Below are 22,815 nucleotides of genomic sequence, written 5' to 3'. Positions count from 1 at the left end.
ACACGAAGGCAAAGGAGCCTGCGGATGACCTCGATCGATCTCACCGGCCGCGTCGCATTCGTCACGGGTGGGGCGCAGGGCCTCGGCGAGGGCATGGCCACCGCGCTGGCCGGCGCCGGAGCAACGGTCGTCATCGCCGACGTCAACGAGGCCGGTGAGCAGACCGCCAAGGCCCTCGGCGACAGGCACGGGTTCGTCCGGCTGGACGTGACCGACGACGCGAACTGGGCCGGCGCCATCCGGGCGACCGTCGACGAGTACGGCGGGCTCGACATCCTGGTCAACAACGCGGGTATCGAGATCTCCGCCCTGATCACCGAGGTCGAGGTGGCGGATATCCAGAAGATGCTCGACGTCAATGTTCTCGGCACCACTCTGGGGCTCAAGCACGGGTTGCGGGCGATGCGGCCGGGCGGCGCCGCCGGTCGGGGTGGGTCGATCATCAACGTCTCGTCGGTGGCCGCGACGATCGCGTTCCCCGGCATCTCGGTGTACTCGGCGACCAAGTCGGCGGTCGACCGGCTCACCCGGGTGGCGGCCATGGAGTCCGGCAAGCTCGGGTACGGGGTCCGGGTCAACTGCGTCTATCCCGGCCTGGTGCCGACCGCGATGGGCATCGGGCTGGCCAACGACATGGCCACCATCGGCATCTACCCGTCGGCCGAGGCGGCGGTCGGCGCGGTCGTCGAACTCACCCCGGCCGGCCGACTCGGCCAGGTCGACGACATGGCCGACGCGGTGGTATTCCTCGCCTCCGACGCGGCCAGATTCATCACCGGGGCCGGCCTGCCGGTCGACGGCGGCATGGGCATGTGACGGATTCCGACGAGAAACGAGAAGCTGATGACTGACAAGCGCGTCGTCGTCTACGGGGCCTCCGGCTACACCGGCCGGCTGATCTGCGAATACCTGCGCGAGTACCACGTCCCGTTCATCGCCGCCGGCCGGGATGAGGACAAGCTCAAGGAGTCGATGGCCCACCACGTGGCCGGCGTCGAGACCGCCGACTACGAGATCAAAGCGGTCGAGCACACCGTCGACGCATTGAGTGAGCTGTTCACCGGTGCCGCGGTGGTGCTGAACACGGTGGGCCCGTTCGCCAAGTGGGGGCCGCCGGTGGTGGAGGCCGCACTGGCCGCCGGCGCGCACTACACCGACACCACCGGTGAGCAGGACTGGCTGCTCACCTGCGACGATCGCTACGCCGCCCAGTTCGCCGAGCGCGGCCTGCTGCTCGCCCCGGGCATCGCCCAGATGTACACGACGGGTGAGATCGCCGCCCAGATCTGCTTGGAGCAGCCGGGTCTGGACACGCTGGACATCGCGGTCTTCTGGGGCGGCAGCCCGACCATCGCCTCCACCCAGACGATCCTGATCAACGCGGCCACCTCGAAGGCGCACTACCTGGAGCAGAACGCCTACGTGCCGTTCGACCCGGGCCAGGGGCTGCTGCCGCTGGTGATTCCCGGCCAGCACGAGCTGGCCCTGTCCCTGCCGTGGGGTGGCACCAGCCATCCGGTGTGGTTCAAGCGAGATCCGCGGGTGGCCAACGCCAAGGCGCAGGGTGGCGTCTTCAACGCCGCGCTGATGAACGGGGTGCCGCAGATCGTCGCCGCCGCGATCGAGGCGACCAAGGACATGGATCCGGACGACCGGGACGCCGCCCTGTTCGCCACCGCGGCGCAGGTGATGAACACCATGCCGCCGCGGGAACACACCCGGATCAACCGATCGCTGGACTCGGTGCACGCCTCCGGGCCGCTCGGCCGGGCGCACTGCGTGATCCACGGCAACAGCAACTACAAGCAGACCGGCCTGCTGCAGGCGTACGTGGCGTACTCGCTGCTGCAGCAGCCGCCGCGACGCGCCGGGTTCGCCTCGGGCTGCCAGGCGTTCGGGCACCGGGAACTGCTCGGCGTGCTGCGCTCGTTCGGCTTCGTCATGGAGCCGGTCCTGACCGTCGCGCGGTGACGTCGTGCGCCTCGTCGACTACCTGGACAAGGGCGCCTCGCTCGGCCCGGATCGGCCCTGCCTGACCACCGACGGGGTCAGCCTGAGTTACCGGGACGTGCAGGACCTGTCGTACCGCGTCGCCGCGGCGCTGGCCGCGGCCGGCGTTGCGGCCGGGGACAAGGTCGCCATCCTGTCGGCCAACGACCCGGTCGCGTTCAGTTGCGTGTTCGGCATCAGCCGGGCCGGGGCCGTCTGGTGCCCGATCAACCCGCGCAACGAGGCGGCCGAGAACTCGGAGCTGCTCGACCTTTTCGAATGTTCGGTGCTGGTGTACCAGGCATCGTTCGCGCCGCTGGTCGACCGGATCCGCCACGAACTGCCCGGGATCCACACCTGGGTATGCCTCGACCCGGACGGGCGCGCAGACGGGGGCGTGCTCGGCTGGGACGACTTCCTGGCCGGCGGGACGGACGATCGGGGGCACGCCGCTCTCGACCGTCCCGCCGACCAGGATCTGGCCATGATCGTCGGCACCGGCGGGACGACCGGCCGGCCGAAGGGCGTCATGCTGACCGGCGCCAACCTGGAGTCGATGACGGCCATCACCCTGATGAGCTACCCGTTCCCCGGCCGGCCGGTCTATCTGGCGTTGGCCCCGTTGACCCACGCGGCGGGCGTGCTGTGCTTCCCGATCATGTGCCGCGGCGGCGAGATCGTGATCATGCGCAAGCCCGACGTCGCGGGCTTCGTCGGGCACATCGAGCGGTACGGCGTCACGCACACCTTCCTGCCGCCGACACTGATCTACATGGTGCTGGCCGAGCCGTCCCTGGATGCCACGAATCTCACCTCCCTGCAATGCTTCTGGTACGGCGCCGCGCCCATGTCGGCGGCCCGACTGGAGGAGTCGCTGACCCGGATCGGGCCGGTGATGGCGCAGTTGTTCGGCCAGACCGAGGCGCCGATGATGATCTCGACCATGGCCCCGGCGGACCATTTCAACCCGGACGGCACTGTCGCCACCGGCCGGTTGGCCTCGGCCGGGCGGCCCGCGCCGCTGGTCATCGTGGGCATCATGGATCCGGACGGGGGCATGGTCGGCGCGCGGGAACCCGGCGAGATCGTGGTGCGCGGTTCGTTGGTCACCCCGGGGTACTACCGCAACCCGCAGGCCACGGCCGAGGCGTCCCGCTTCGGCTGGCACCACACCGGCGACATCGGGTATCTGGACGAGGACGGGTTCCTGTTCATCGTCGACCGGGCCAAGGACATGGTGATCACCGGCGGCTTCAACGTGTACTCGACCGAGGTCGAGCAGGCGATCATGCAGCACCCGGGGGTGCGGGACTGCGCCGTCGTCGGACTGCCGGACGAGAAGTGGGGCGAACGGGTGGTCGCCGTCCTGCAGACCGCGCCCGGCGCCGTCGTCGAGCCCGATGAGGTCATCACGTTCGTCAAGGAGCGGCTCGGCAGCGTGAAAGCTCCCAAGGAGATCCACGTCTGGCCCGACCTCCCCCGGTCCAAAGTGGGCAAGGTGCTGAAGACCGACATCAAACGGTCGCTCGTCGCACCCGCCTGACCTCCCAGCCGTGCCGGCCGGTCCGGTTCCGTACCGTGCCGGCCGGTCCGGTTCCGTACCGGGCCGGCCGGCGCACCACCCCTACGCTGGGCCGGTGCCCGGTCTCGAGACGCTCCTCCCGGCGACGGTGGCCGTTGCGCACTGCCGCGGCGACGAGCTTCCCGACGGCGATCTCGGCCTCTACCCGGGCGAGGAGGCGGCAGTGTCCCGGGCGGTGCCCACCAGGCGCCGCGAATTCGTCGTCGCCCGCGCGTGCGCCCGGCAGGCCTTGCGACGGCTCGGCGCTCCTGCCGGCGCCATTGGCAAAGGACCGGGCGGCGAACCACAATGGCCGGCGGACGTGGTCGGCAGCATCACCCACTGCACCGGGTACACCGCGGCCGCTGTCGGTTGGCAGGCCGAGCTGTCCACGCTGGGCATCGACGCCGAGCCGAACGAGCCGCTGCCGGCGGGCGTGCTCGGACTGACCGCGTCGGCGGCCGAGATCGCCCAAGTCGACTCGCTGGCCGCCGCCGACCCGAAGGTGCAGTGGGGCCGCCTGCTGTTCTGCGCCAAGGAGGCGCTGTACAAGGCGTGGTATCCGGTGCAGCACCGACGGCTCGGGTTCGAGGACGTCGACGTGAAACTCGGTCGTGATGGTTGGTTCTCGTGCCGGCTGCTGGCACCGACCGTCGACGTGGGGCCGTTCGCGCGGTGCCAGGGGCGATGGGCGTTGGACGATCGGGTTCTGCTGGCTGCGGTGGCGCTGACCGGCTGCGGCTGAACCGGCTGCGGCGGAACCGGCTCAGCTGCGCCGCACACGGACTCAGTGGGGTGGGTCGCCGCTTCCGCGCCGCGGACGGTCGGTACCGCACGGCACAGCCGCCTTGGCGCGGGACATCGGTCGGCCATCCCCGTCGGTGCACATATCTGTTCGAAAAGCATGACTTGACGTGCAGTTTGACATTGTTTGATCGGCCAGGATCGGGTATCATCGAACACATGTCGGGTACCGAGCAGGCCGTCGCGTTGGTCGCGACGCTGGCCGCGCTCGACACCGCCGGCACCAACCCCGAACTCATCGACGAGATCACCGCACTGGAACAACTCAAGACCGCGATCAGCGCCCGGCAGGCCCGGCTCACCGACACGTTCGCGGTGTCCCAACGCGCGGAACTGATCCAGGCCGGAAGCACATCGGCCGACGCCCGCCGCTCCGTGTGCGCGCAGATCGCGCTGGCCCGCCGGGACAGCCCGCACAAGGGCAACCGGCACGTCGGCCTCGCCCACACCCTTGTCCACGAAATGCCCCGGGTCCTGCACGTCCTGGAACGCGGCGAGGGCAGCGAATGGCGGGCCACCCTCATCGCCCGGGAAACCGCCCACCTGAGTGTCGAACACCGCGCCCGGATCGACACCGCGATCGCTGAGCTGCTGCCCGGATGGAGCGACCAGCACACCGCGCAGCAGGCCCGCGGCTGGGCGCACCGCCTCGACCCCGAAGGCGCGGCCGACCGTGCCCGCAAAGCGGTCACCGACCGGCGGGTCACCATCCGCCCCGCCCCCGACTGCCTGACCTACGTGACCGCGCTGCTCCCGATGAAAGAGGGTGTCGGCGTCTACGGGGTGCTGCACCGGGCCGCGATGACCGCCCACTGCGACCCCGACGACCACCGCAGCAAAGGCCAGGTCATGGCCGACGAACTCGTCAAACGAGTAATGACCCCCGCGGACGGGGAGCCCGAACAGCCCGCGGTCGAACTGCACCTGATGATGACCGACCGGGCCCTGGCCGACCGGGACGACGAACCCGCCCACCTCATCGGCCACGGACCCGTCCCCGCCCCCATCGCCCGTGAGCTGCTCACCGCAGACGAGCGCACCCGGGTGTGGGTGCGGCGGCTGTTCACCCACCCCGGCACCGGGGACCTGCTGGCCACCGACGCCCGCCGCCGCGACTTCCCCGACACCGCGCGCCAGTTCCTCGCCGCCCGCGACCAGATCTGCCGCACCCCCTGGTGTGGCGCGCCGATCCGCGAGGCCGATCACGCTCTGGCGGTCAGCAAGGGCGGACCCACCGACCTGCGCAACGGCAACGGCCGGTGCACCGCCTGCAACCTGGTCAAAGACCTCGACGGCTGGACCACCCACGTCGACGACACCGGCGTCATCACCACCACCACCCCCACCGGCCACACCCACCACGGCCGGCCACCGCACCCACCCGAATCCGTGCCGTGGGAAACCCGGCCCCGGATCCGCCGTCCCGGTGGCACCGGCGGGCCGGCAATGCGAATCGAGATCCACTGGCCCGACCACAAGATCAGCCGGCCGGTATCCCGACGCAGTCCGCCGGATCGGTGATCCAGCCCTGCCAACGCCGGCTACGGACTGGTCGGCGCGATCGAAGAGGTGTCCGAGGCGCAGGCTCGGGACATCGTGGACGCCGACCTGTTCGGCCCGCTGTGGATGAGTCAGGCGGTGCTGCCGCACATGCGGGCGCAGGGCAGCGGGCACATCGTGCAGATCTCCTCCGTCGGCGGGGTCGGGGCCATGCCCTTCTTCGGGCTCTACAACGCCGCGAAGTGGGGACTCGAGGGCTTCAGCGAGGCCCTGGCCGGTGAGGTCGATTCGATGGGAATCCGGGTGACCATCGCCGAGATCGGTGCGATGGACACCCAGTGGGCGACGGGCAGCATGCGGTTCAGCCGGCCCCGGCCCGAGTACGACGGCCTGCGTGCGGCGACCCTCGGCACGGCGGAGGTGCCCTGGCCGGCTGATCCCGACGCCACCGGGGGCGGAACCGCACCCAAGGTGGTCGCCGCGCTGCTCGTCGACCACGTCGCGCAGGAGAATCCGGGGCCGCTGCGGTTGGTGCTGGGCGAGGACGCCCCCGCCCAGATCGCCACCGTGCTGGCGTCCCGGACGCGTGAGTACGCCGGCCAGCCCGGGTTTCCCGGCGAGCCCGGGAACTGACGGTGGACGTTCCGCATCCGGGTTGCGGGAGCGGGGCAAGATGAACGGATGGGGATCTTCTCGCGCCACCGGCCCGCCACCGGTTCGTCCGACGAGCCGGCACCCCCGCCGGACCCGGAGCTGGTGGCCCACGCCCGCACGCTGATCCGGCCGGGCTTCGTCGGCCGGGCCGACGCCGTCGCCGAGGTGCGCGACCACTTCGAGATCGACGACGACGATCGCCGTCCCGAGGCGGCGGTCGACGTCGCGTGGCGCGAGCGGGAGGCCGAGCAGCAGACCTGGCGGGAGGTCGGCGACTACGACCGGATGGCCGCGGCATTCGCCCGGATCCAGCAGCAGGGCCTGCTCGCGCGGATGAACTTCACCTGCTGCCAAACCTGTGGCACCGAGGAGATCGACGACCAGCGCACGCCGCGGAAAGGGGCCGCCGCCGGCGAGTACCCGTGGAAGGAGTGGGCGTACACCTTCTTCCACCAGCAGGACGCCGCTCGGCTGGCCGACGACCGGGCCGTGCTCTCCCTGTCCTACAGCGCGTTCCGGCCCGCGCCGCACCTGGACCCGGCGCTGGTGCAGGCCGCCCGGGACGGCGATGCCGGGGCCCGAGAACAGGTGCGGATCGAGACCGACCGCGCGGTCGGCACGATCGTGGCGACCGCGCTGCGCGAACACGGGCTGACCGTCGACTGGGACGGTGACCCGGACGAGCGGATCACAGTGTCGATCACCGACTGGCGAAAGTACTTGCCGGTCTGACGAAGGGGGAGCACATGACGATCGACGGCGGGCAGAGGCGTCGGGAGATGGCCGAGCAGCGGCTGATCATCCTGGCGGCGATCGACGAGGCGCTGCGCCGGCACGCCGAAGTGCTGCCGGTGATCGTCGCGGCCGCGGACCGGGACGCCGCGCGGGATGCCGTGAGCGCGCTGCTCGGCATCGAGAAGATCGCCGCCGTTGCGGTGCTCGACCTGCAGTGGAACCGGCTGACCGAGGCCGGACGCACCGCCATCGCCGATGAGCGGGCCCGGCTCGAGGCGTCCGTGGCGGCGCCCGACTGACCCGGCGGGCCGCGCGCGGGCTCAGCCCAGCGCCGCGGCCGCCGCCCGGGCCGCGCCGGGCAGCGCGGCGGCGATCGTCTCCAGCGCCTCATCGTCGTGCGCGGCCGAGACGAACCAGGCCTCGAACGCCGACGGCGGCAGGTAGACCCCGGCGTCGAGCATGGCGTGGAAGAACGCGGCGAACGCCGCGACGGATTGACCGCGAGCCTGATCGTAGTTCTCGACCTCGTGCTCGGCGAAGAAGATGGAGAACAGATTCCCGGCCCGCTGCAGGCGGTGCGGGACCCCGGCCGTGGCCAGCTCGGCGGAGGCGAGATCGCCCACGGTGGCGGCGGTCCGGTCCAGGTGCGCGTACACCGTCGGGGTGCAGTTGCGCAGGGTCGCCAGGCCGGCGGCGGTGGCGATCGGGTTCCCGGACAGCGTGCCGGCCTGGTAGACCGGCCCGTTGGGGGCGAGCATGGCCATCACGTCCGCGCGCCCGCCGAACGCGCCGACCGGCAGGCCCCCGCCGATCACCTTGCCGAACGTCATCAGGTCCGGCTGCCAGCCCTCCAGGGCGCCGTCCAGCCCGTACATGCCCGACGGGCCGACCCGGAACCCGGTCATCACCTCGTCGGTGATCAGCAGCGCCCCGTCGCCATGGGCGATCTGCGCCAGCCCGGCGGTGTAACCCGGCAGGGGCGGCACCACGCCCATGTTCGCGGCGGCGGCTTCGACGATGATTGCGGCGATCTCGCCCGGGTGGGCGGCGAACGCGGCCCGCACCGACTCCAAATCGTTGTACGGCAACACAATCACCTCGGCGGTGGTCGCCGCGGTGACGCCGGGGGAGTCGGGCAGTGCGAACGTCGCGACGCCCGACCCGGCCGCGGCCAGCAGCGCATCGACGTGGCCGTGGTAGCAGCCGGCGAACTTGACGATCTTGGGCCGACCGGTGAACCCGCGGGCCAGCCGCACCGCCGACATCGTCGCCTCGGTGCCCGAGGAGACCAGCCGCACCTGCTCGACGGGCCCGACCCGGGCGACGATCTCCTCGGCCAGCAGCACTTCACCCGGCCCGGGCGTGCCGAACGACAGCCCCTTGGCCGCGGCCTTGCCGACCGCGTCCAGCACCGCCGGGTGGGCGTGGCCCAGGATCATCGGCCCCCACGACCCGACCAGGTCGACGTAGGTGTTCCCGTCGGCGTCGGTGATCCGCGGGCCCTGGCCGGACACCATGAACCGGGGTGTGCCGCCGACCGAGCGGAACGCCCGCACCGGCGAGTTCACCCCGCCCGGGGTGACGGCCTGCGCCCGCTCGAACAGTGCCTCGCTCTCCGTGTGCGCCCCCCTGCTGGACGTGCTGCTCACGAGAAGTCCCTTCCGGCGGACAGTTCAGCCGCCACCTCGGCCGCCCAGTAGGTCAGCACGATCTGCGCCCCGGCCCGTCTGATCCCGGTCAGTGTCTCCGCGATGGCCCGGCTCCGGTCGATCCAGCCGTTCGCCGCGGCCGCCTCGATCATCGAGTACTCGCCCGAGACCTGGTAGGCGGCAACGGGAACGGTGGCGGCGGCAGCGACATCGGCGAGCACGTCCAGGTAGGCCATGGCCGGCTTGACCATGATCAGGTCGGCCCCCTCGGCGACGTCCAGCGCCACCTCCCGGGCCGCTTCCCGGCGGTTGGCCGGGTCCTGCTGGTAGGTCCGCCGGTCGCCCTGCAACGCCGAGTCGACGGCCTCCCGGAACGGGCCGTAGAAGGCCGAGGCGTACTTGGCGCCGTAGGCGAAGACCGCGGTGTCGGCGTACTCGGCCCCGTCCAGCGCGTCGCGCACGGCGCCGACCTGGCCGTCCATCATCCCGGAGGTGCCGACCATGTCGCTGCCGGCCGTGGCCAGCGCGACGGCCATGTCCCGGTACCGCTCCAGCGTCGCATCGTTGTCGACGGCCCCGGAGGCGGTGAGCACCCCGCAGTGCCCGTGGTCGGTGAACTCGTCCAGGCACAGGTCGGCCATCAGCACGGTGGCGTCGCCGACCTCGGACCGCAAGTCGGCCATGGCGACGTTGAGGATGCCGGCCGGGTCGGTGGCCCGGGAGCCGACGGCATCGCGTACCGCGGGCACGCCGAACACCATCAGCCCGCCGACACCGGCCTCGACCGCGTCGACGGCCGCTTTGCGCAGGGAATCCCGGGTGTGTTGGAGCACGCCGGGCATGGAGGTCAGCGGCGACGGCTCGGTCAGCGTCTCCTTGACGAACAGCGGCAGCACGAGATCGGCCGGGTGCAGCCGGGTCTCGGCGACGAGCCGGCGGATCGGCCGGGTGCGCCGCAGCCGTCGGGGGCGGTCGGTGGGAAACATCAGGACTCCTGGATCGAGCGGATCGAGTGGGCGTAGGCGATCAGTGCGGAGACCAGGCCCGGGCTGCTGGGTTCGGTCGCGACGAAGGCGATCTCGCGGCCGGAGTCGACGGCGGCCGAGCGGGTGGGCCGGCCGATCGCCCCCAGGGCGGTGCGGCCGGCGATCGGCAGGCCGGCCAGCGCCCGCACCGTGCTGGGCGAGGTGAGCAGGACGGCGTCGACGTCCCCAGCCGCCAGCCGGTGGGCGACCGCCGGTGACGGTGGGGTCACCACGGTCCGGTAGGCGACCACCGAATCCACCCGGTATCCCTTGCCGGTCAGCTCATCCGGCAGCAGGTCGGGCGCCAGGTCGGACCGGGGCAGCAGCACCGACTCGGGCCGTGGGTCGGCCGCCGAGGCGTGTGGGAAGACGGCGGCCAGGGCCGCGGCCGACCCGCGCGCCGGCGGGACCAGGTCGACCCGCAGGCCCGCGCGCCGCACCGCCGCGGCCGTGGTCGGGCCGACCGCCGCCACCCGGGTGTCGGCCGGCACCGGTGCCACCGCCAACGCGGCGGCCCGCGACACCACGGAGTCCACCGCGTTCACTGAGGTAAAGGCCACCCAGGCGTAGTCCCCGCGGGACAGCGCGAGCACGGCCAGATCCAGCGCGCCGGCGTCGGCCGGCGGCTGGATCGAGATCAGTTCGACGACCTCCGGCGCCGCCCCGGCGGCGGTCAACGCGCCGACCAGGTCGGCGGCGCGATCGGCCGGCCGCGGCACCAGCACCCGCCAGCCGGCCAACGGCGTCGGCCCGGTCACCGTGCACCCAACAGGCGGGCCGCGCCCTGGGCCAGCAGTTCGGCGGCCGCCGCCGCGCCCAGCTCGCTCGCCGCCGACACCGGGCCGCCGCGCAGCACCCGGAACTCGTCACCGCCGCCGACCGCCACCACCACTGCCCGCAGGGTCAGCGAGTCGCCCGTCACCTGCCCGAACGCGCCCACCGGCGCGCTGCAGCCGGCCTCCAGGTCGCGCAGCAGGGCCCGCTCGGCCAGCACGGCCGCCCGGGTCACCGGATCGTCGAGGGCCCGCACCGCCTCCGTGAACCAGGCCGGCCCGCCGGCCCGGGTCTCGACGGCCAGCGCACCCTGGGCCGGCGCCGGCAGCATGATGTCGGTGTCCAGGATCTGGCTGATCGCGTCGGACCGGCCCAGCCGGTTGAGCCCGGCCGCGGCGAGCACCACCGCGTCCAGCTCGCCGTCGGTCACCTTGCGCAGCCGGGTGTCGACGTTGCCGCGGATCGACACCACCTGCAGGTCCGGCCGGTGGGTGAGCAGCTGGGCGGCCCGCCGGGGGGACCCGGTGCCGACGGTCGAGGCCGCCGGCAGCTCGTCCAGGGTGAGCCGGTTGCGGGCGCAGAGCGCGTCGAACGGGTTCTCCCGCAAGGGAACCGCGGTCAACGAGATGCCGGCGGCCGGGGCGGTCGGCAGGTCCTTGTACGAGTGCACGATCACATCCACCCGGCCGTCCAGCAGGGCGGTGCGGACTCCGGTCACGAACACCCCGGTGCCGCCGATGGTGGCCAGCGGCCCGGTGTTCACGTCGCCCTCGGTGCGGATGCGGACGAGTTCGACGGAGCAGCCGGCGATCCCGGCGATCCGGTCGGCCACCATGCCGGACTGGGCCAGGGCCAGGGCACTGCCCCGGGTGCCGACCCGTAGGACCCGATCGCTCACCGGACCGACGCGTCCACTCCGCGGATGCCCGAGGCGGCGAGTCGTGCGGGATCGACCGCCAGGCTCTGCCAGTCAGTGGCGGAATCGACCGCCGCGGTGGTCGGCCGGGTCACCCGCGCGTTCACGCAGCAGCGCGTCGCGCAGAAGTCGGGCCGTCGGGTCACCCCGGCCAGCCCGGGGAACCGGTCATCGGCGCCCGACGCCGCCGCGTCCGCGGCGCCCAGTCGCTGACGGATCAGCGCGGCCAGGTCGGCGACGAACCGGGGGTCGGTGCCCGGGGTGCCGACCCGGGCGAAGAACAGGCCGGCCTCCCGGGCGGTCTCCGCGGCTTCCCGGTCCAGGTCCCAGATCACCTCGACGTGGTCGGAGACGAAACCGATCGGCACCACCACGACGCCGCGCCGGCCGGCGGCGGCCAGGTCGCCGATGACATCGTTGATGTCGGGCTCCAGCCACGGCACGGACGGCGGGCCCGACCGGGACTGGTAGGCCAGCTGCCAGGCCGGGACCGCCCCGTTCGCCAGACCCATCGCCGCCACGACCTCGTCGATCACGGCCGCGCCGACGGCCAGATGCTGGGCGACGTAGGCGCCGCCGTCCCCGTGGTCTCCGAGTGCCGCCGACCCGGAGGCGTCAGCCATCGTGGTCGGAATCGAGTGGGTGGTGAAGACGATCTCCAGATCCGCGACCGGGACGCCGGCGGCGCCGGCTTCCCGCAGGGCGGCGACGGTGCCCTCCACGAACGGGGCGCGGAACCCGGGCAGGTCAAAATACGGCCGCACCTTGTCGATCCGCACCGATCCGATCAGCCCGGTGGACTCCAGCGCCATCCCGAAGTCCTCGCGGTACTGCCGGCACGAGGAGTAGGACGAGTACGCGGAGGTGGCCACGCCCAGCAGCCGGGTCAGGCCGCCGGCGTTGGCATCGCGGATGACGTCGGCCACATAGGGATCCCAGTTCCGGTTGCCCCACAGCACCGGCACGTCCAGCTCGGCCTGCAGGGCGGCCTGCAGCGCCCGGCACTGCTCGTTGATCGGCGACCGGCCGCCCAGCGCCTGGTAGTGGTGCGAGACCTCGACCAGCCGCTCGTCCGGGATGCCGCGGCCGCGGGTGACGTTGCGCAGGAACGGCATCACGTCGTCGGGCCCCTCGGGCCCGCCGAAGCCGGCCAGCAGCACGGCGTCGTAGCCGGGTGCGGTCGGATCCGTCGCGGTCGCCGCGGATTCGGTGGAGGCGAGGGTCATCGCAGGACCTCGACCACCCCGGCCTCGTCGACGCGACGGCCACTGAAGAACGGAACTTCCTCCCGGACGTGCATTCTCGCCCCGGACGCGCGCAGATGGCGCATCAGGTCGACGGTGTCGTGCAGCTCGTCGGCCTCCAGGGCCAGCAGCCACTCGTAGTCGCCGAGGGCGAACGCGGCGACCGTGTTGGACAGCACCTGGTCGTACTCGCGGCCCATCGTGCCGTGCTCGACGAGCATGCCGCGGCGCTCCGCGTCGGGCAGCAGGTACCACTCGTAGGACCGGACGAACGGGTACACGGTCGCCCAGTTCTTGGCCGGGGCGCCGGCCAGGAACGCCGGGATGTGACCCTTGTTGAACTCGGCCGGCCGGTGCAGGCCCATGGCCGACCAGAACGGCGACAGGCTCCGGCCGACGCTGGTGCGGCGCAGCGACCGCGCCGCGGCCTGCAGCTGCTCGGCGGTCGGGGCGTACCACCACACCATCAGGTCGGCGTCGGCGCGCATCCCGGAGACGTCGTAGAAGCCGCGGATCCGCACCCCGCCGTCGGCCAGTTCGGTGACCAGCTCGGCGAGCTCGGCGGTGGCCTTCTCGGTGGGCGCGTCCAGGTCGTCGGCGCGGGCGTAGACGGCGTACGCGGTGTACATGATCTGGTCGTTGATCTCCCGGGCCGATGGCCGGGAGCGGGCCGGCCGCTGGACCGCGGTGTCCGGTTGCTCGTTCGTCACGTGTCCATCCTTCCTCACCCCGCGCCGGACTCAGCCGGCCGCGGGCGTTGAACTGACCACATCGATCAGGGTGCGGGCCTGCGCGCGGGCGTCGCCGATCACGGCGCCCAACCCGGTTCCGGCGACCGCGGAGCCCACGACGGTCAGGCCGGCGGGGGCCGCCGCGGTGCGCAGTGTGGCCACCGTGTCGGCGTGGCCGGGCCGGGGGACCGGCAACGCGGCATCCCAGTGCACCACGTCCGCGTCCACCAGAGCGCCGGCCGGCAGCGGCACGCCGAGCAGGTCGACCGCGTCGGCCAGGGCGAGACCGGGCAGATCGGCGTCACCGGGCAACCGATCGGCCGGCCCGCGTCCGTAGGACAGCCGCAGCACGTGCCGGCCGGGACCGGCGGTAGCCGCCAACCAGGGCCACTTCGCGGTGGCGTGGGTGAGCGCCTTGGCCCGCGGCCCACGCACCCGGGCCGACACCAGGATGCCGGTGCCGCGCGGGGCGGCATCGAGCCGAGCGTCGTCGATGACCAGCGTGACCAGCGCGACCGGGCTGACCGGCTGGGCCAGCACATCGACCGCGGACACGGCCGGCAACCGCGCCGCGGCCAACAGCTGCGCCGATGCGGGCGCCGGCAGTGCCAGCACGACCCGGTCGGCGCGGAACTCGCCGGCGTCGGTGGCCACCAGCCAACCGCCGGCGGTGGAGGCCGACAGGGCATCGACCCGCACTCCGGTCCGCACCATCCCGCCGGCCGCCGTCACGCCGTCGACCAGCGCCGGCACGAGGGTGTGCAGCCCGCCGATCAGGGACGCGACGGCCGAACCGGGCCGGCCCCCGGCACCGCGCAGCTCCCGGGCGGCGGCGGCCAGCGACCCGGTCCGGCGCAGCGCGGCCGGCAGGCCGGGGGCGACGATGCCGAGGTCGAGCGTGTCCGGGTCGGCGGCGTAGACGCCGCCGGCGACCGGCTCGACCAGCCGGTCGAGCACCCGCCGGCCCATCCGCTGCCGGACCAGCGCGCCCAGCGAACCCGGCGACCCTTCGGCCGCCCGGACGGGGCGGACCCGGTCCAGCAGCGCCCGAAAGGAGCCGGGGAGCCCGATGATCCGCCGCACGTCGGCCGCCCATGGGTGCCCGGGGATGCCCAGGTACGCCAGGGCCGGCAACGGGGCCGCGCCGCCGGCGTGCCGTACCCAGGCGCCGACCGGCGACGGCGACACGACCCGGTCGGTGAGGCCGAGATCGTCGATCAGCGCCGCGGTGGCCGGTCGCCCCACGGCGAACGACTCGGCGCCCGCATCCAGGGTGAGCCCGCCGACGGTGTGGGACGACACCACCCCGCCCGGAACCGCGCCCGCTTCGAGCACCAGCGGGCGCAGTCCGGCGCGGGCCAGGTCGAGCGCGACGGTCAGCCCGCCGATCCCGCCGCCGAGCACCAGCACCGGATTCCTCGGCCGGCCGCCCGGCAGGTCAGGCGCCATGCCGGGTTGTCACCGCCGGGGTCGCGCGCCGAACCACGCTGATCAACTCGGCAGCAGACCCGACATTTCCGGCACTCCGCGCCGAGTTGATCAGCGTCGCGGTTCCTGGAGCGGCGATCGAGCGGTTGGCATCGCCCGGCCGGGAGTGAGTGATCATGTCCCGCTCATGCCGATGGCTGCGCGTGGATGAACTCGACGAGCTCGGTCAGCACGTCCGGGTCGGTGTCCGGCGGGACACCGTGGCCCAGGTTCAGCACGTGCCCGGGCGCGGAGGCGCCGCGCCGGATGACGTCCAGCGTGTGCGCGTGCAGCGCGTCCCGGCCGGCGAACAGCAGGGCCGGGTCGATGTTGCCCTGGATCGGCACGGCGCCGCCCAGTCGCTCGCTGGCGACGTCCAGCGGCACCCGGTGGTCGATGCCGACCACGTCGGCGCCGACGTCGCGCATGGCCGTCAGCAACTCACCGGTGCCGACGCCGAAGTGCACCCGGGGCACGTCCAGGTCGGCGACCGCAGCGAACACGGCGGCCGAGTGCCCGGCGACGAATCGCTGATAGTCGGGTCGGCTCAGCCCGCCGGCCCACGAGTCGAAGACCTGCACCGCGGACGCCCCGGCGAGAACCTGGGCCCGCAGGAACGATCCGGTGACGTCGGCCACCCAGGCGGCCAGCGCGTGCCAGACGTCGGGTGCCGCGTGCATCAGCGTCTTGGTCCGCCGGTGATCCTTGCTCGGCCCGCCCTCGACCAGGTAGGACGCCAGGGTGAACGGCGCCCCGGCGAAGCCGATCAGCGGAGTGCTGCCCAGCTCGGCGACCACGGCCGCGGCCTCCGCGGCCACCGGGGCCAGGGCGTCGGGATCCAACGGCGGCAACGCGGCCACGTCGGCGGCGGTCCGGATCGGGGACGCGACCACCGGCCCGGTGCCGGCGACGATCTGCACGTCCACGCCGGCCAGCTTGAGCGGGACGACGATGTCGCTGAACAGGATGGCCGCGTCGACGCCGTGCCGGCGGACCGGCTGCAGGGTGATCTCGGCGGCCAGGTCGGGCATCAGGCAGGACTCGAGCATGCCGATGCCGCGACGGACCTCGCGGTACTCGGGCAGCGAGCGGCCGGCCTGCCGCATGAACCAGACCGGCCGGTGCGCCGGTCGGCGTCCGCGGTAGGCAGCCAGCAGCGGCGCGTCGGCGGTGTGGCCGTCCACCAGCGGGTGCCGCGCCGTCAGGACGGACCCCGGAGCGGTAGGCGGGGCGGGCGCGGGGGGCGGGGAAACAGTCATGGCTCCTCCATGGTGTCATCCCGGCCGGACCGGCCGGCCCAGGTGGCGCGAACGGTGGGGTCGGCCACGACCCGTCGCCTCCGCGCGCAACGAAAATGCAGGTCAACGGGGGTCGGCCAAGGCAGGTGAGGCTTGCCTTCGTACCGTGACCCCCGGGTGCGCCGGTAGCATCCGCGATCATGCTCATGGTTCTTGGCGCCAGCCATCACGACCTCGAGCTGACGCAGTTGGACCGGCTCGCCCTGCACCCGACGCTGCTCAGCCGAGCCGTCGGCGACCTCGTCCGGCAGCCCGACGTCCCGATGGACGGCGCAGTGGTGATCACCACCTGCAATCGCCTGGAGATCTACCTGGACGCGGCCCGGTTCCATGACGCGATCGACGGGGTCGCCGGCCGGCTGGCTCAGGTCACCGGGCTGGACGCCGACGAGGTCAGCGGAATGCTCAAGGTCCGGGTCGGCGCCCCCGCCGTGGCGCACCTGTTGACGGTCGCCTCCGGACTGGACTCGATGGTGGTCGGCGAGGCCGAGATCGCCGGGCAGATCGCCCGGGCGCTGCGCGAGGCGCAGGCTGCGGGGACCGCGTCGCCGGCGCTCAACCAGCTCTTTCAGCACGCCGCCCGGGTGGCCAAGCAGGTGGCCACCGAGACCGGACTGGGCGCCGCCGGCCGGTCGGTCGCCTCGGTCGCCCTGGACATCAGCGGCTTCGACGGGCAGGCCGCGCCGATCGGCTCCGCCCTCGTCATCGGGACCGGGGCGTACGCCCGGGTGGTGGCCGCCGAGCTGCGGGCCCGGGGGGTGCAGCGGCTGCTCGTGCACTCGCCCAGCGGACGGGCGGACGCCTTCGCGGCCCGGCACGCGGCCACCCCGGTCGACGTCGCCGAACTCGCCGGGACGATGGCCGGGGTCGATCTGGTGGTCGCCTGCAGCGGGCAGTCCGCCGGCATGCTGGACGTGCCCCTGTTGACCGCGGCGGTCGCCGGGCGGACCACCCCGCTGCCGATCATCGACCTGGCGCTGCACCCGCACGTCGCGGCACCGGGTCGGCAGGTGCCGGGAGTGCGCGTCGTCGATCTGCACTCGGTCCAGAGCTCGGTCGACCCGGCCCATCTGGAGGCCGTCGTCGCCGCCCAGGACATCGTGATCGCCGGGGTGGCCGCGTTCGAGGAGCGGATGGCGATCCGCCGGCTCGACCCCGCCGTCGTGGCCCTGCGCCAGCACGTCTCGGGCACGATGCAGAAGGAGCTGGACCGGCTGCGGGCCAAGTACCCGGCCGACGTCGCGGCCGACATGGAACGTGCCCTGCACCGGGTCACCCAGGCGCTGCTGCACACCCCCACGCTGCGTGCGCAGGAGCTGGCCCGCACCGGGGACGGGGCCGGGTACGTCCAGGCGCTGCACACCCTGTTCGGCATCGACATCCACGACTCCGAGACCGCGGTCCATCCGGTGTCGGCGCTGCGCACCAGCTGATCCGCCGCCCCGGCTCGGGCAAATCGGCCGGCGCGAAACGAAACGTCTTTTCCTGTCTGGTGAGTCACGCCTCGATGATTGGCTCTTGTAGGCCATTCGGGGGTCCCGCGGTGTGACGGGGGTCGCGTCCGGCGACGTTCGGCGGCTCGCCGGGCAGCCGCTCCGACCGACCCAGGACCGGCCCTGACCTGGATCGACGGGGTCCGGGCCGGCCCGGCCCGAGTCCGGCCGCACACCGACCGATGGACGGCCACACCCTTAGGGGTGGTCCCCGTTAGCTCGGGAGTGGCTAACGTAGCTAACAGGGGACGGCGGGCCGGTGATCGGTCGCGCTGAGCTGCATCACCAATCGCGACCGGCCGGCCGGAACTGCCGCGCGGTCGTGTCCGTCCCCCAGCTGCCCGCCGACGCTCTGTCGCGGGCTCCGAGAAAGACTGTATGACAAGGAGTGTCATGACCGTCATCAACACTGATGGATACACCGCCGGCGCTGCCCAGGCGCGTGAGGCCACCGAGAAGTCGGTGGAGTCCTGGAAGCGGGGCGTTCGGGTCTTCACCGACCAGGCCGGTCTGGTGGCCCGGATGCCCAAGTTCGACCTGACCGAGCCGGTCACCCAGTATTTCGAGTTCGTCCAGCAGGTCGTCGACGCGAACCGCGAGTTGGCGACCCGCTGGGCCGAGATCGTGGACTCGCTGTCCGGCACCGTCCGGGAGCAGGCCGAGAAGGTCGGCGGTGTCGTGGCCGATCAGGTCGACGCCGTCGCCGATGTGGCCACCGAGCAGGCCCGCAAGGCCGAGGACCTGGCCAACGAGCAGGCCGAGCAGGCCGAGGAAGCCGCCAAGGAGCAGGAGCGCGCGGTCAAGCGGGCCGAGCGGGCCGCGGCCAAGCAGGCCCGCGAGCAGGCTCGGGAGCCGTACGAGGGTCTGACCAAGGCCGAGCTGTCCGACCAGCTGGCCGAGCGGGGTCTGCCCAAGACCGGGACCGTCGACGAGCTGATCGAGCGGCTGGTCGGTTCCGACAGCGAGTAGTCAGCGCCGCAGCACATTTCGTTCCACCCGCATGACGACGACGCCGGTCCAGGCAGCCCTGGTGCTGCCCGGGCCGGCGTCGTTCGTCTGCCCACCGGTCGACCCGAAGTCGCTGGGGGATCGCCTCTTTCACCACCACAGGAGTCCGGCATGAGCACTGCAGCAATCCAGAACACCCCGACCGCGGGACCGTTGTTCGGGCACCGGGCCGGGGCCGGGGAGCCGCTGGTCCTGCTCCACGGCATTGGTGAATCACATGTCGGGTGGCGGCCGGTGCTGGACCGGTTGGCGGCCGAGTTCGACGTCATCGCACTGGATGTGCCCGGGTTCGGGCAGTCACCCGCGCTGCCGGCCGGCGTGCCCCCCACGGCCGGCAACCTGGCCGCCGCGGTCAACGACGCCCTCGACGCCCTGGGCGTGCACAGCTACCACGTCGCCGGATACTCGTTGGGCGCCCGGATCGCCATCCACCTGGCCGGCACCGATCGGGTCCGGTCCGTCATCGCGATCGCCCCCGACGGTCTGGGCACGCCGGTCGAGCGGCTGCAGGGTTTCCTGGCCCTGTCCGCCGGGCGCACCATGGCCCAGACCCTGGCGCCGATCGCGGAACCGCTGAGCCGGACCCCGCTGGGCCGGTCCATCTTCTTCGCGGGGAACCGCAGCCTGCCGTGGCAGCTCACCGCCGCCGACGCCCGGCGGCTGCTGGCCGGCTACGCCGACGCGCCGGCCTACGACGCGGCCAACTGGTCGGCCATGTTCGACATGCCGACCCACCTGCACAGCATTACCGCGCCCACCCTGTTCCTGCAGGGCACGGCGGATCCGCTGATGCCGCAACAGATCGCCCGCTATCTCGCGCTGGTGCCGGGCTCGCAGTTGCGGTGGCTGACCGGGCTGAACCACGTCCCGATCTCCGACCACCCCGACCTGGTCGCCCGGCAGATGCTGACGTTCCTGCGGCAGCAGGCGAGCACCGCCGCCGAGGCCCGATGAGCACGGCCCGGACCGCGGTCACCCTCGCGTGCGTGCTCGCGGCCACGGCCGCGACGGCCGTCGGGGTGGGCGTGGCGATCGGCCTGGCGTCCTGGGCGCTGCTGTAGTCCCGGGATCCGGGAGCAGTGCCGGAGCTACATCAGCCCGGCCGCCTCGAACGCGCCCAGGGTCGGCTTGATGGTGGCCGTCGGCCCCACCTCGCCGGCGATGGCGTCCAGCGTCTTGAGCCCGTCGCCGGTGTTGAACACGACGGTCTCGGCGTCCGGATCGAGCTGCCCGGTGGCCAGCAGCTTGCGCAGGGTGGCGATGGTGACGCCGCCGGCGGTCTCGCCGAAGATGCCCTCCGTGCGGGCCAGCAGCTTGATGCCCGCGATGACCTCGTCGTCGCTGACGTCCTCGATGGTGCCTCCGGTGCGCCGGGTGACGTCGAGCACGTAGGGGCCGTCGGCCGGGTTGCCGATGGCCAGCGATTTGGCGATGGTGTCCGGCCGGACGGGCTTGACGACGTCCCAGCCGTTCTTGAACGCCTCGGCGACGGGGGAGCAGCCGGTGGCCTGCGCGCCGAACACCTTGTACGGCGTGGCGTCGACCAGGCCGAGCTCACCCAGCTCGGTGAAGCCCTTGTCGATCTTGACCAGCTGCGCGCCGGACGCGATCGGCACCACGACCTGGTCCGGCAGCCGCCAGCCGAGCTGTTCGGCGACCTCGAAGGCCAGGGTCTTGGACCCCTCCGCGTAGTACGGGCGGACGTTGACGTTGACGAACGCCCAGTCCTCCTGCTCGGCGGCGATCTCGCCGGCCAGCCGGTTGATGTCGTCGTAGGTGCCGTCGACGGCGACCAGAGTGCCCCCGTAGGCGGCGGTGGTCAGGATCTTCTGCTGCTCCAGGTTCGACGGGATCATCACCACGGAGCGGATGCCGGCCCGGGCCGCGGCGGCGGCGACCGCGTTGGCGAGGTTTCCGGTGCTGGGGCAGGCCAGCACGGTGAAGCCGAGCTGCCGGGCGGCGGCCAGCGCGACCGCGACGACCCGGTCCTTGAACGAGTGGGTCGGGTTGCCGGAATCGTCCTTGACCCACAGCCGGCGCATGCCCAGCTCCTTGGCCAGGTTGTCGGCGCGGATCAACTTGGTCTGGCCCGGATTGATGTTCGGGGTGCCGGCGATGTCGGCCGGCACCGGCAGCAGCGATGCGTAGCGCCAGATGTTCTGGGGACCGGCCTCGATCCGCCGCTTGAGGTCGTCGCCGCGGAAGGCGAATTCGTAGGCGACCTCGAGCGGACCGAAGCACTCGGTACACGCGTAATACGGACCGAGGTCGACCCGATTGCCGCACTCGCGGCAGGACAGCGCGACGGCGGGACCGAGATCCACGGTCGCCGTGGCAGTTTCGGGTGTGGACAGCACAGAGGTCATGACGAGGCCTTTCTGCTCATCTTCCCCGCCGAAGCGGGACGGAAGTGGCACCTGCTGTCGATCGGCCCCGAGAACCGCACCGCCGCGCGAACGCGGGCGTGGGTCACGAGAAAAGATCATCGACGGTGGTTGCCGGGGCTTCGTCGGGCCGTATCCCTCTGCCCCTCTGGATGAGGTGGTTATGAAGTTGTCCGAGCATCGTAACGCATACGGGTGGGTCGGCCCATGGGTCCGGTGACGGACCGGCACGGCGCTGTCCGACCCGGCTGGCACCATGTCCGTCATGGCCGACACGGTGGATCTCGCCCCGCTCACCCTGGTGACGGGCGACGAGGCGCTGCTCGTCGACCGGGCGATCGCCCGGGCGGTGGCGGCGGCGCGGCGGGTGGATCCGGGGGTGGAGCGCCGGGACGGGACCGGTGCCGGGCTGACGGCGGGGGAGTTCTCCGATCTGGTCGCGCCGAGTCTGTTCGCCGAGCCGCGGGTGGTGGTGATCCGCGGCGCGCATGAGGCGTCCAAGGATCTCGCCGGCGAGCTGGCCGCGTACGTCAAGGACCCGGTCGACGGTGTCTGGCTGGTGCTGCACCATCCCGGTGGGGCGCGGAACAAGGGGATCGTCGATGCCCTGACCAAGGGTGGCGCGGCCGTGGTGACCTGCAACAAGATCACCCGACTCAACGAGCGGATCGACTTCGTCCGCGCCGAGATCCGCCGGGCCGGCGGCCGCACCAACCCGACGGCGGTGACGGCGCTGGTCGAGGCGATCGGGTCCGATCTGCGCGAGCTGGCCTCCGCGGCCGACCAGCTCGTCGCCGACACCGGCGGCACGGTCGACGAGAAGGCGGTCCGGCGCTACCACACCGGCCGGGCCGAGGTGAGCGGGTTCACCGTGTCCGACGCCACCATGTCCGGCGACCTGGCCGGCGCGTTGGAGTCGCTGCGCTGGGCGCTGGGAGTCGGGGTGGCACCGGTGTTGATCGCCGACGCGCTGGCCGACGGCGTGCGGACGGTGTCCCGGGTGTCGGCCGTGAAGGGCGGGAACTCCTACGCGATGGCGTCGGAGTTGGGCATGCCGCCCTGGAAGATCGACCGGGCGCGGGGCATGGCCCGCGGCTGGACGCCGGCCGGGCTCGCCGGCGGGATGGCGATCGTGGCCGCGCTGAATGCGGCGGTCAAGGGGGTCGCCGTCGACCCGGAGTACGCGCTGGAGAAGGCGGTCATCGACCTGGTGCAGGCACGACGGGGCCGATGACTCCAGCCGACGGCAAACAGCCGGTGACCGAAGGCAGTCACCGGCTGTCGGAACGGCAGGGTCAGATCTGGTTGACCAGCACGGTCAGGGCCGACTTGCGGTTGGCGGCCTGGTTCGCATGGATGATGCCCTTGGAGGCGGCCTTGTCCAGGCCGCGGCACGCGGCCTTCAGCTCGACCTCGGCGGCCGCCTTGTCGCCGGAGTCGGCAGCGGTCCGCACCTTGCGCACGCTCGTCTTGAGCGACGACTTGACCGACTTGTTGCGCTGACGCGCGAGCTCGTTGGTGCGGTTGCGCTTGATCTGGGACTTGATGTTGGCCACGCCGGAATGCCTTCGTTTCGTCGTCGG

At 72.6% G+C, this 22,815-nt stretch carries 21 protein-coding genes, 1 pseudogene and 1 riboswitch; of the genes and pseudogenes, 12 read left to right on the top strand and 10 right to left on the bottom strand.

Annotated features, from left to right (window positions below):
* Positions 1-24 precede the first annotated feature (24 nt).
* The 8 genes and pseudogenes from ACILSK_RS10045 to ACILSK_RS10010 all read left to right on the top strand — a co-directional run bounded on the left by ACILSK_RS10045 (position 25) and on the right by ACILSK_RS10010 (position 7,542).
* A complete protein-coding gene (locus tag ACILSK_RS10045; protein ID WP_395727009.1) occupies positions 25-816 on the top strand; it encodes an SDR family NAD(P)-dependent oxidoreductase in 792 nt (263 codons plus the stop codon).
* 27 nt (positions 817-843) lie between these two features.
* A complete protein-coding gene (locus tag ACILSK_RS10040) occupies positions 844-1,971 on the top strand; it encodes a DUF5938 domain-containing protein (protein ID WP_395727008.1) in 1,128 nt (375 codons plus the stop codon).
* A 4-nt stretch (positions 1,972-1,975) separates the two neighbouring features.
* Complete coding sequence (locus ACILSK_RS10035; protein ID WP_395727007.1) at positions 1,976-3,532, top strand: AMP-binding protein; 1,557 nt, start codon at positions 1,976-1,978, stop codon at positions 3,530-3,532.
* A 94-nt stretch (positions 3,533-3,626) separates the two neighbouring features.
* Positions 3,627-4,295, top strand: coding sequence for a 4'-phosphopantetheinyl transferase (locus ACILSK_RS10030; RefSeq protein WP_395727006.1), 669 nt, complete (start codon positions 3,627-3,629; stop codon positions 4,293-4,295).
* A 218-nt stretch (positions 4,296-4,513) separates the two neighbouring features.
* Positions 4,514-5,875 carry an HNH endonuclease gene (locus ACILSK_RS10025; RefSeq protein WP_395727005.1) on the top strand — a complete coding sequence of 454 codons (1,362 nt, stop codon included), beginning with the start codon at positions 4,514-4,516 and terminating at the stop codon, positions 5,873-5,875.
* Positions 5,876-5,896: 21 nt separating this feature from the next.
* Positions 5,897-6,487 (top strand): annotated as a pseudogene (locus ACILSK_RS10020) (SDR family NAD(P)-dependent oxidoreductase); the annotation flags it as partial.
* Between the two features lie 48 nt (positions 6,488-6,535).
* Positions 6,536-7,240 carry a DUF6891 domain-containing protein gene (locus ACILSK_RS10015; protein ID WP_395727004.1) on the top strand — a complete coding sequence of 235 codons (705 nt, stop codon included), beginning with the start codon at positions 6,536-6,538 and terminating at the stop codon, positions 7,238-7,240.
* A gap of 14 nt (positions 7,241-7,254) precedes the next feature.
* On the top strand, positions 7,255-7,542 hold the full coding sequence (locus tag ACILSK_RS10010; RefSeq protein WP_395727003.1) for a hypothetical protein: 288 nt from the start codon (positions 7,255-7,257) through the stop codon (positions 7,540-7,542).
* Positions 7,543-7,563: 21 nt separating this feature from the next.
* Here the strand turns inward: ACILSK_RS10010 and hemL are convergent, their stop codons facing one another.
* The 8 genes from hemL to hemE all read right to left on the bottom strand — a co-directional run bounded on the left by hemL (position 7,564) and on the right by hemE (position 16,308).
* On the bottom strand, positions 7,564-8,892 hold the full coding sequence (hemL, locus tag ACILSK_RS10005; RefSeq protein WP_395727002.1) for a glutamate-1-semialdehyde 2,1-aminomutase: 1,329 nt from the start codon (positions 8,890-8,892) through the stop codon (positions 7,564-7,566).
* On the bottom strand, positions 8,889-9,878 hold the full coding sequence (hemB, locus tag ACILSK_RS10000; RefSeq protein WP_395727001.1) for a porphobilinogen synthase: 990 nt from the start codon (positions 9,876-9,878) through the stop codon (positions 8,889-8,891). The genes hemL and hemB overlap by 4 nt, the downstream gene beginning before the upstream one ends.
* The gene (locus tag ACILSK_RS09995) at positions 9,878-10,675 is read right to left on the bottom strand and encodes a uroporphyrinogen-III synthase (protein WP_395727000.1); all 798 of its coding nucleotides are present in this window, start codon (positions 10,673-10,675) and stop codon (positions 9,878-9,880) included. The genes hemB and ACILSK_RS09995 overlap by 1 nt, the downstream gene beginning before the upstream one ends.
* Positions 10,672-11,589, bottom strand: coding sequence for a hydroxymethylbilane synthase (hemC, locus tag ACILSK_RS09990; RefSeq protein WP_395726999.1), 918 nt, complete (start codon positions 11,587-11,589; stop codon positions 10,672-10,674). Before hemC ends, ACILSK_RS09995 begins: the two co-directional genes overlap by 4 nt.
* The gene (locus tag ACILSK_RS09985; RefSeq protein WP_395726998.1) at positions 11,586-12,833 is read right to left on the bottom strand and encodes a ferrochelatase; all 1,248 of its coding nucleotides are present in this window, start codon (positions 12,831-12,833) and stop codon (positions 11,586-11,588) included. The genes hemC and ACILSK_RS09985 overlap by 4 nt, the downstream gene beginning before the upstream one ends.
* Positions 12,830-13,561: a hydrogen peroxide-dependent heme synthase gene (gene hemQ / locus ACILSK_RS09980; RefSeq protein ID WP_395726997.1), complete on the bottom strand. Its 732-nt coding sequence runs from the start codon at positions 13,559-13,561 to the stop codon at positions 12,830-12,832. The genes ACILSK_RS09985 and hemQ overlap by 4 nt, the downstream gene beginning before the upstream one ends.
* A 30-nt stretch (positions 13,562-13,591) precedes the next feature.
* The gene (locus ACILSK_RS09975) at positions 13,592-15,031 is read right to left on the bottom strand and encodes a protoporphyrinogen/coproporphyrinogen oxidase (RefSeq protein ID WP_395726996.1); all 1,440 of its coding nucleotides are present in this window, start codon (positions 15,029-15,031) and stop codon (positions 13,592-13,594) included.
* Positions 15,032-15,195: 164 nt separating this feature from the next.
* On the bottom strand, positions 15,196-16,308 hold the full coding sequence (hemE, locus tag ACILSK_RS09970; protein ID WP_395726995.1) for a uroporphyrinogen decarboxylase: 1,113 nt from the start codon (positions 16,306-16,308) through the stop codon (positions 15,196-15,198).
* Positions 16,309-16,487: 179 nt separating this feature from the next.
* On the opposite strand from hemE, the gene ACILSK_RS09965 reads away from it, so the two are divergent.
* From ACILSK_RS09965 to ACILSK_RS09955, 3 genes are all read left to right on the top strand, one after another.
* Positions 16,488-17,780, top strand: a complete 1,293-nt coding sequence (locus tag ACILSK_RS09965) for a glutamyl-tRNA reductase (RefSeq protein ID WP_395726994.1) — start codon at positions 16,488-16,490, stop codon at positions 17,778-17,780.
* Between the two features lie 453 nt (positions 17,781-18,233).
* Positions 18,234-18,809: an SAP domain-containing protein gene (locus ACILSK_RS09960; protein WP_395726993.1), complete on the top strand. Its 576-nt coding sequence runs from the start codon at positions 18,234-18,236 to the stop codon at positions 18,807-18,809.
* Between the two features lie 150 nt (positions 18,810-18,959).
* The gene (locus tag ACILSK_RS09955; RefSeq protein ID WP_395726992.1) at positions 18,960-19,802 is read left to right on the top strand and encodes an alpha/beta fold hydrolase; all 843 of its coding nucleotides are present in this window, start codon (positions 18,960-18,962) and stop codon (positions 19,800-19,802) included.
* Positions 19,803-19,936: 134 nt separating this feature from the next.
* Here the strand turns inward: ACILSK_RS09955 and thrC are convergent, their stop codons facing one another.
* Complete coding sequence (thrC, locus tag ACILSK_RS09950) at positions 19,937-21,214, bottom strand: threonine synthase (RefSeq protein ID WP_395726991.1); 1,278 nt, start codon at positions 21,212-21,214, stop codon at positions 19,937-19,939.
* A gap of 13 nt (positions 21,215-21,227) precedes the next feature.
* Positions 21,228-21,391, bottom strand: a riboswitch (SAM riboswitch).
* A 97-nt stretch (positions 21,392-21,488) separates the two neighbouring features.
* Here thrC and holA point away from each other — a divergent pair.
* Entirely contained in the window at positions 21,489-22,466 is a 978-nt protein-coding gene (gene holA / locus ACILSK_RS09945) for a DNA polymerase III subunit delta (protein ID WP_395726990.1), read from the top strand.
* 61 nt (positions 22,467-22,527) lie between these two features.
* On the opposite strand, the gene rpsT is transcribed toward holA, so the two are convergent.
* Complete coding sequence (gene rpsT / locus ACILSK_RS09940; protein ID WP_395726989.1) at positions 22,528-22,788, bottom strand: 30S ribosomal protein S20; 261 nt, start codon at positions 22,786-22,788, stop codon at positions 22,528-22,530.
* Positions 22,789-22,815: the final 27 nt, after the last annotated feature.

The sequence above is a fragment of the Nakamurella sp. genome, assembly GCF_044224575.1.
Classification (GTDB): domain Bacteria; phylum Actinomycetota; class Actinomycetes; order Mycobacteriales; family Nakamurellaceae; genus Nakamurella.
The sequence above is the reverse complement of the archived record's forward strand: the minus strand, read 5'-3'. Positions and strand labels throughout refer to the sequence as shown.

Excerpts from the sequence above, each read along its gene's own strand:
- hemB (WP_395727001.1), bottom strand. The coding sequence starts at position 9,878 with ATGTTTCCCACCGACCGCCCCCGACGGCTGCGGCGCACCCGGCCGATC.
- ACILSK_RS09985 (WP_395726998.1), bottom strand. The coding sequence starts at position 12,833 with ATGACCCTCGCCTCCACCGAATCCGCGGCGACCGCGACGGATCCGACC.
- ACILSK_RS10025 (WP_395727005.1), top strand. The coding sequence starts at position 4,514 with ATGTCGGGTACCGAGCAGGCCGTCGCGTTGGTCGCGACGCTGGCCGCG.
- holA (WP_395726990.1), top strand. The coding sequence starts at position 21,489 with ATGTCCGTCATGGCCGACACGGTGGATCTCGCCCCGCTCACCCTGGTG.
- ACILSK_RS09975 (WP_395726996.1), bottom strand. The coding sequence starts at position 15,031 with ATGGCGCCTGACCTGCCGGGCGGCCGGCCGAGGAATCCGGTGCTGGTG.
- ACILSK_RS09960 (WP_395726993.1), top strand. The coding sequence starts at position 18,234 with ATGACCGTCATCAACACTGATGGATACACCGCCGGCGCTGCCCAGGCG.
- ACILSK_RS10045 (WP_395727009.1), top strand. The coding sequence starts at position 25 with ATGACCTCGATCGATCTCACCGGCCGCGTCGCATTCGTCACGGGTGGG.
- hemE (WP_395726995.1), bottom strand. The coding sequence starts at position 16,308 with ATGACTGTTTCCCCGCCCCCCGCGCCCGCCCCGCCTACCGCTCCGGGG.
- ACILSK_RS10015 (WP_395727004.1), top strand. The coding sequence starts at position 6,536 with ATGGGGATCTTCTCGCGCCACCGGCCCGCCACCGGTTCGTCCGACGAG.
- ACILSK_RS10040 (WP_395727008.1), top strand. The coding sequence starts at position 844 with ATGACTGACAAGCGCGTCGTCGTCTACGGGGCCTCCGGCTACACCGGC.
- ACILSK_RS09965 (WP_395726994.1), top strand. The coding sequence starts at position 16,488 with ATGCTCATGGTTCTTGGCGCCAGCCATCACGACCTCGAGCTGACGCAG.
- ACILSK_RS10010 (WP_395727003.1), top strand. The coding sequence starts at position 7,255 with ATGACGATCGACGGCGGGCAGAGGCGTCGGGAGATGGCCGAGCAGCGG.
- ACILSK_RS09955 (WP_395726992.1), top strand. The coding sequence starts at position 18,960 with ATGAGCACTGCAGCAATCCAGAACACCCCGACCGCGGGACCGTTGTTC.
- thrC (WP_395726991.1), bottom strand. The coding sequence starts at position 21,214 with ATGACCTCTGTGCTGTCCACACCCGAAACTGCCACGGCGACCGTGGAT.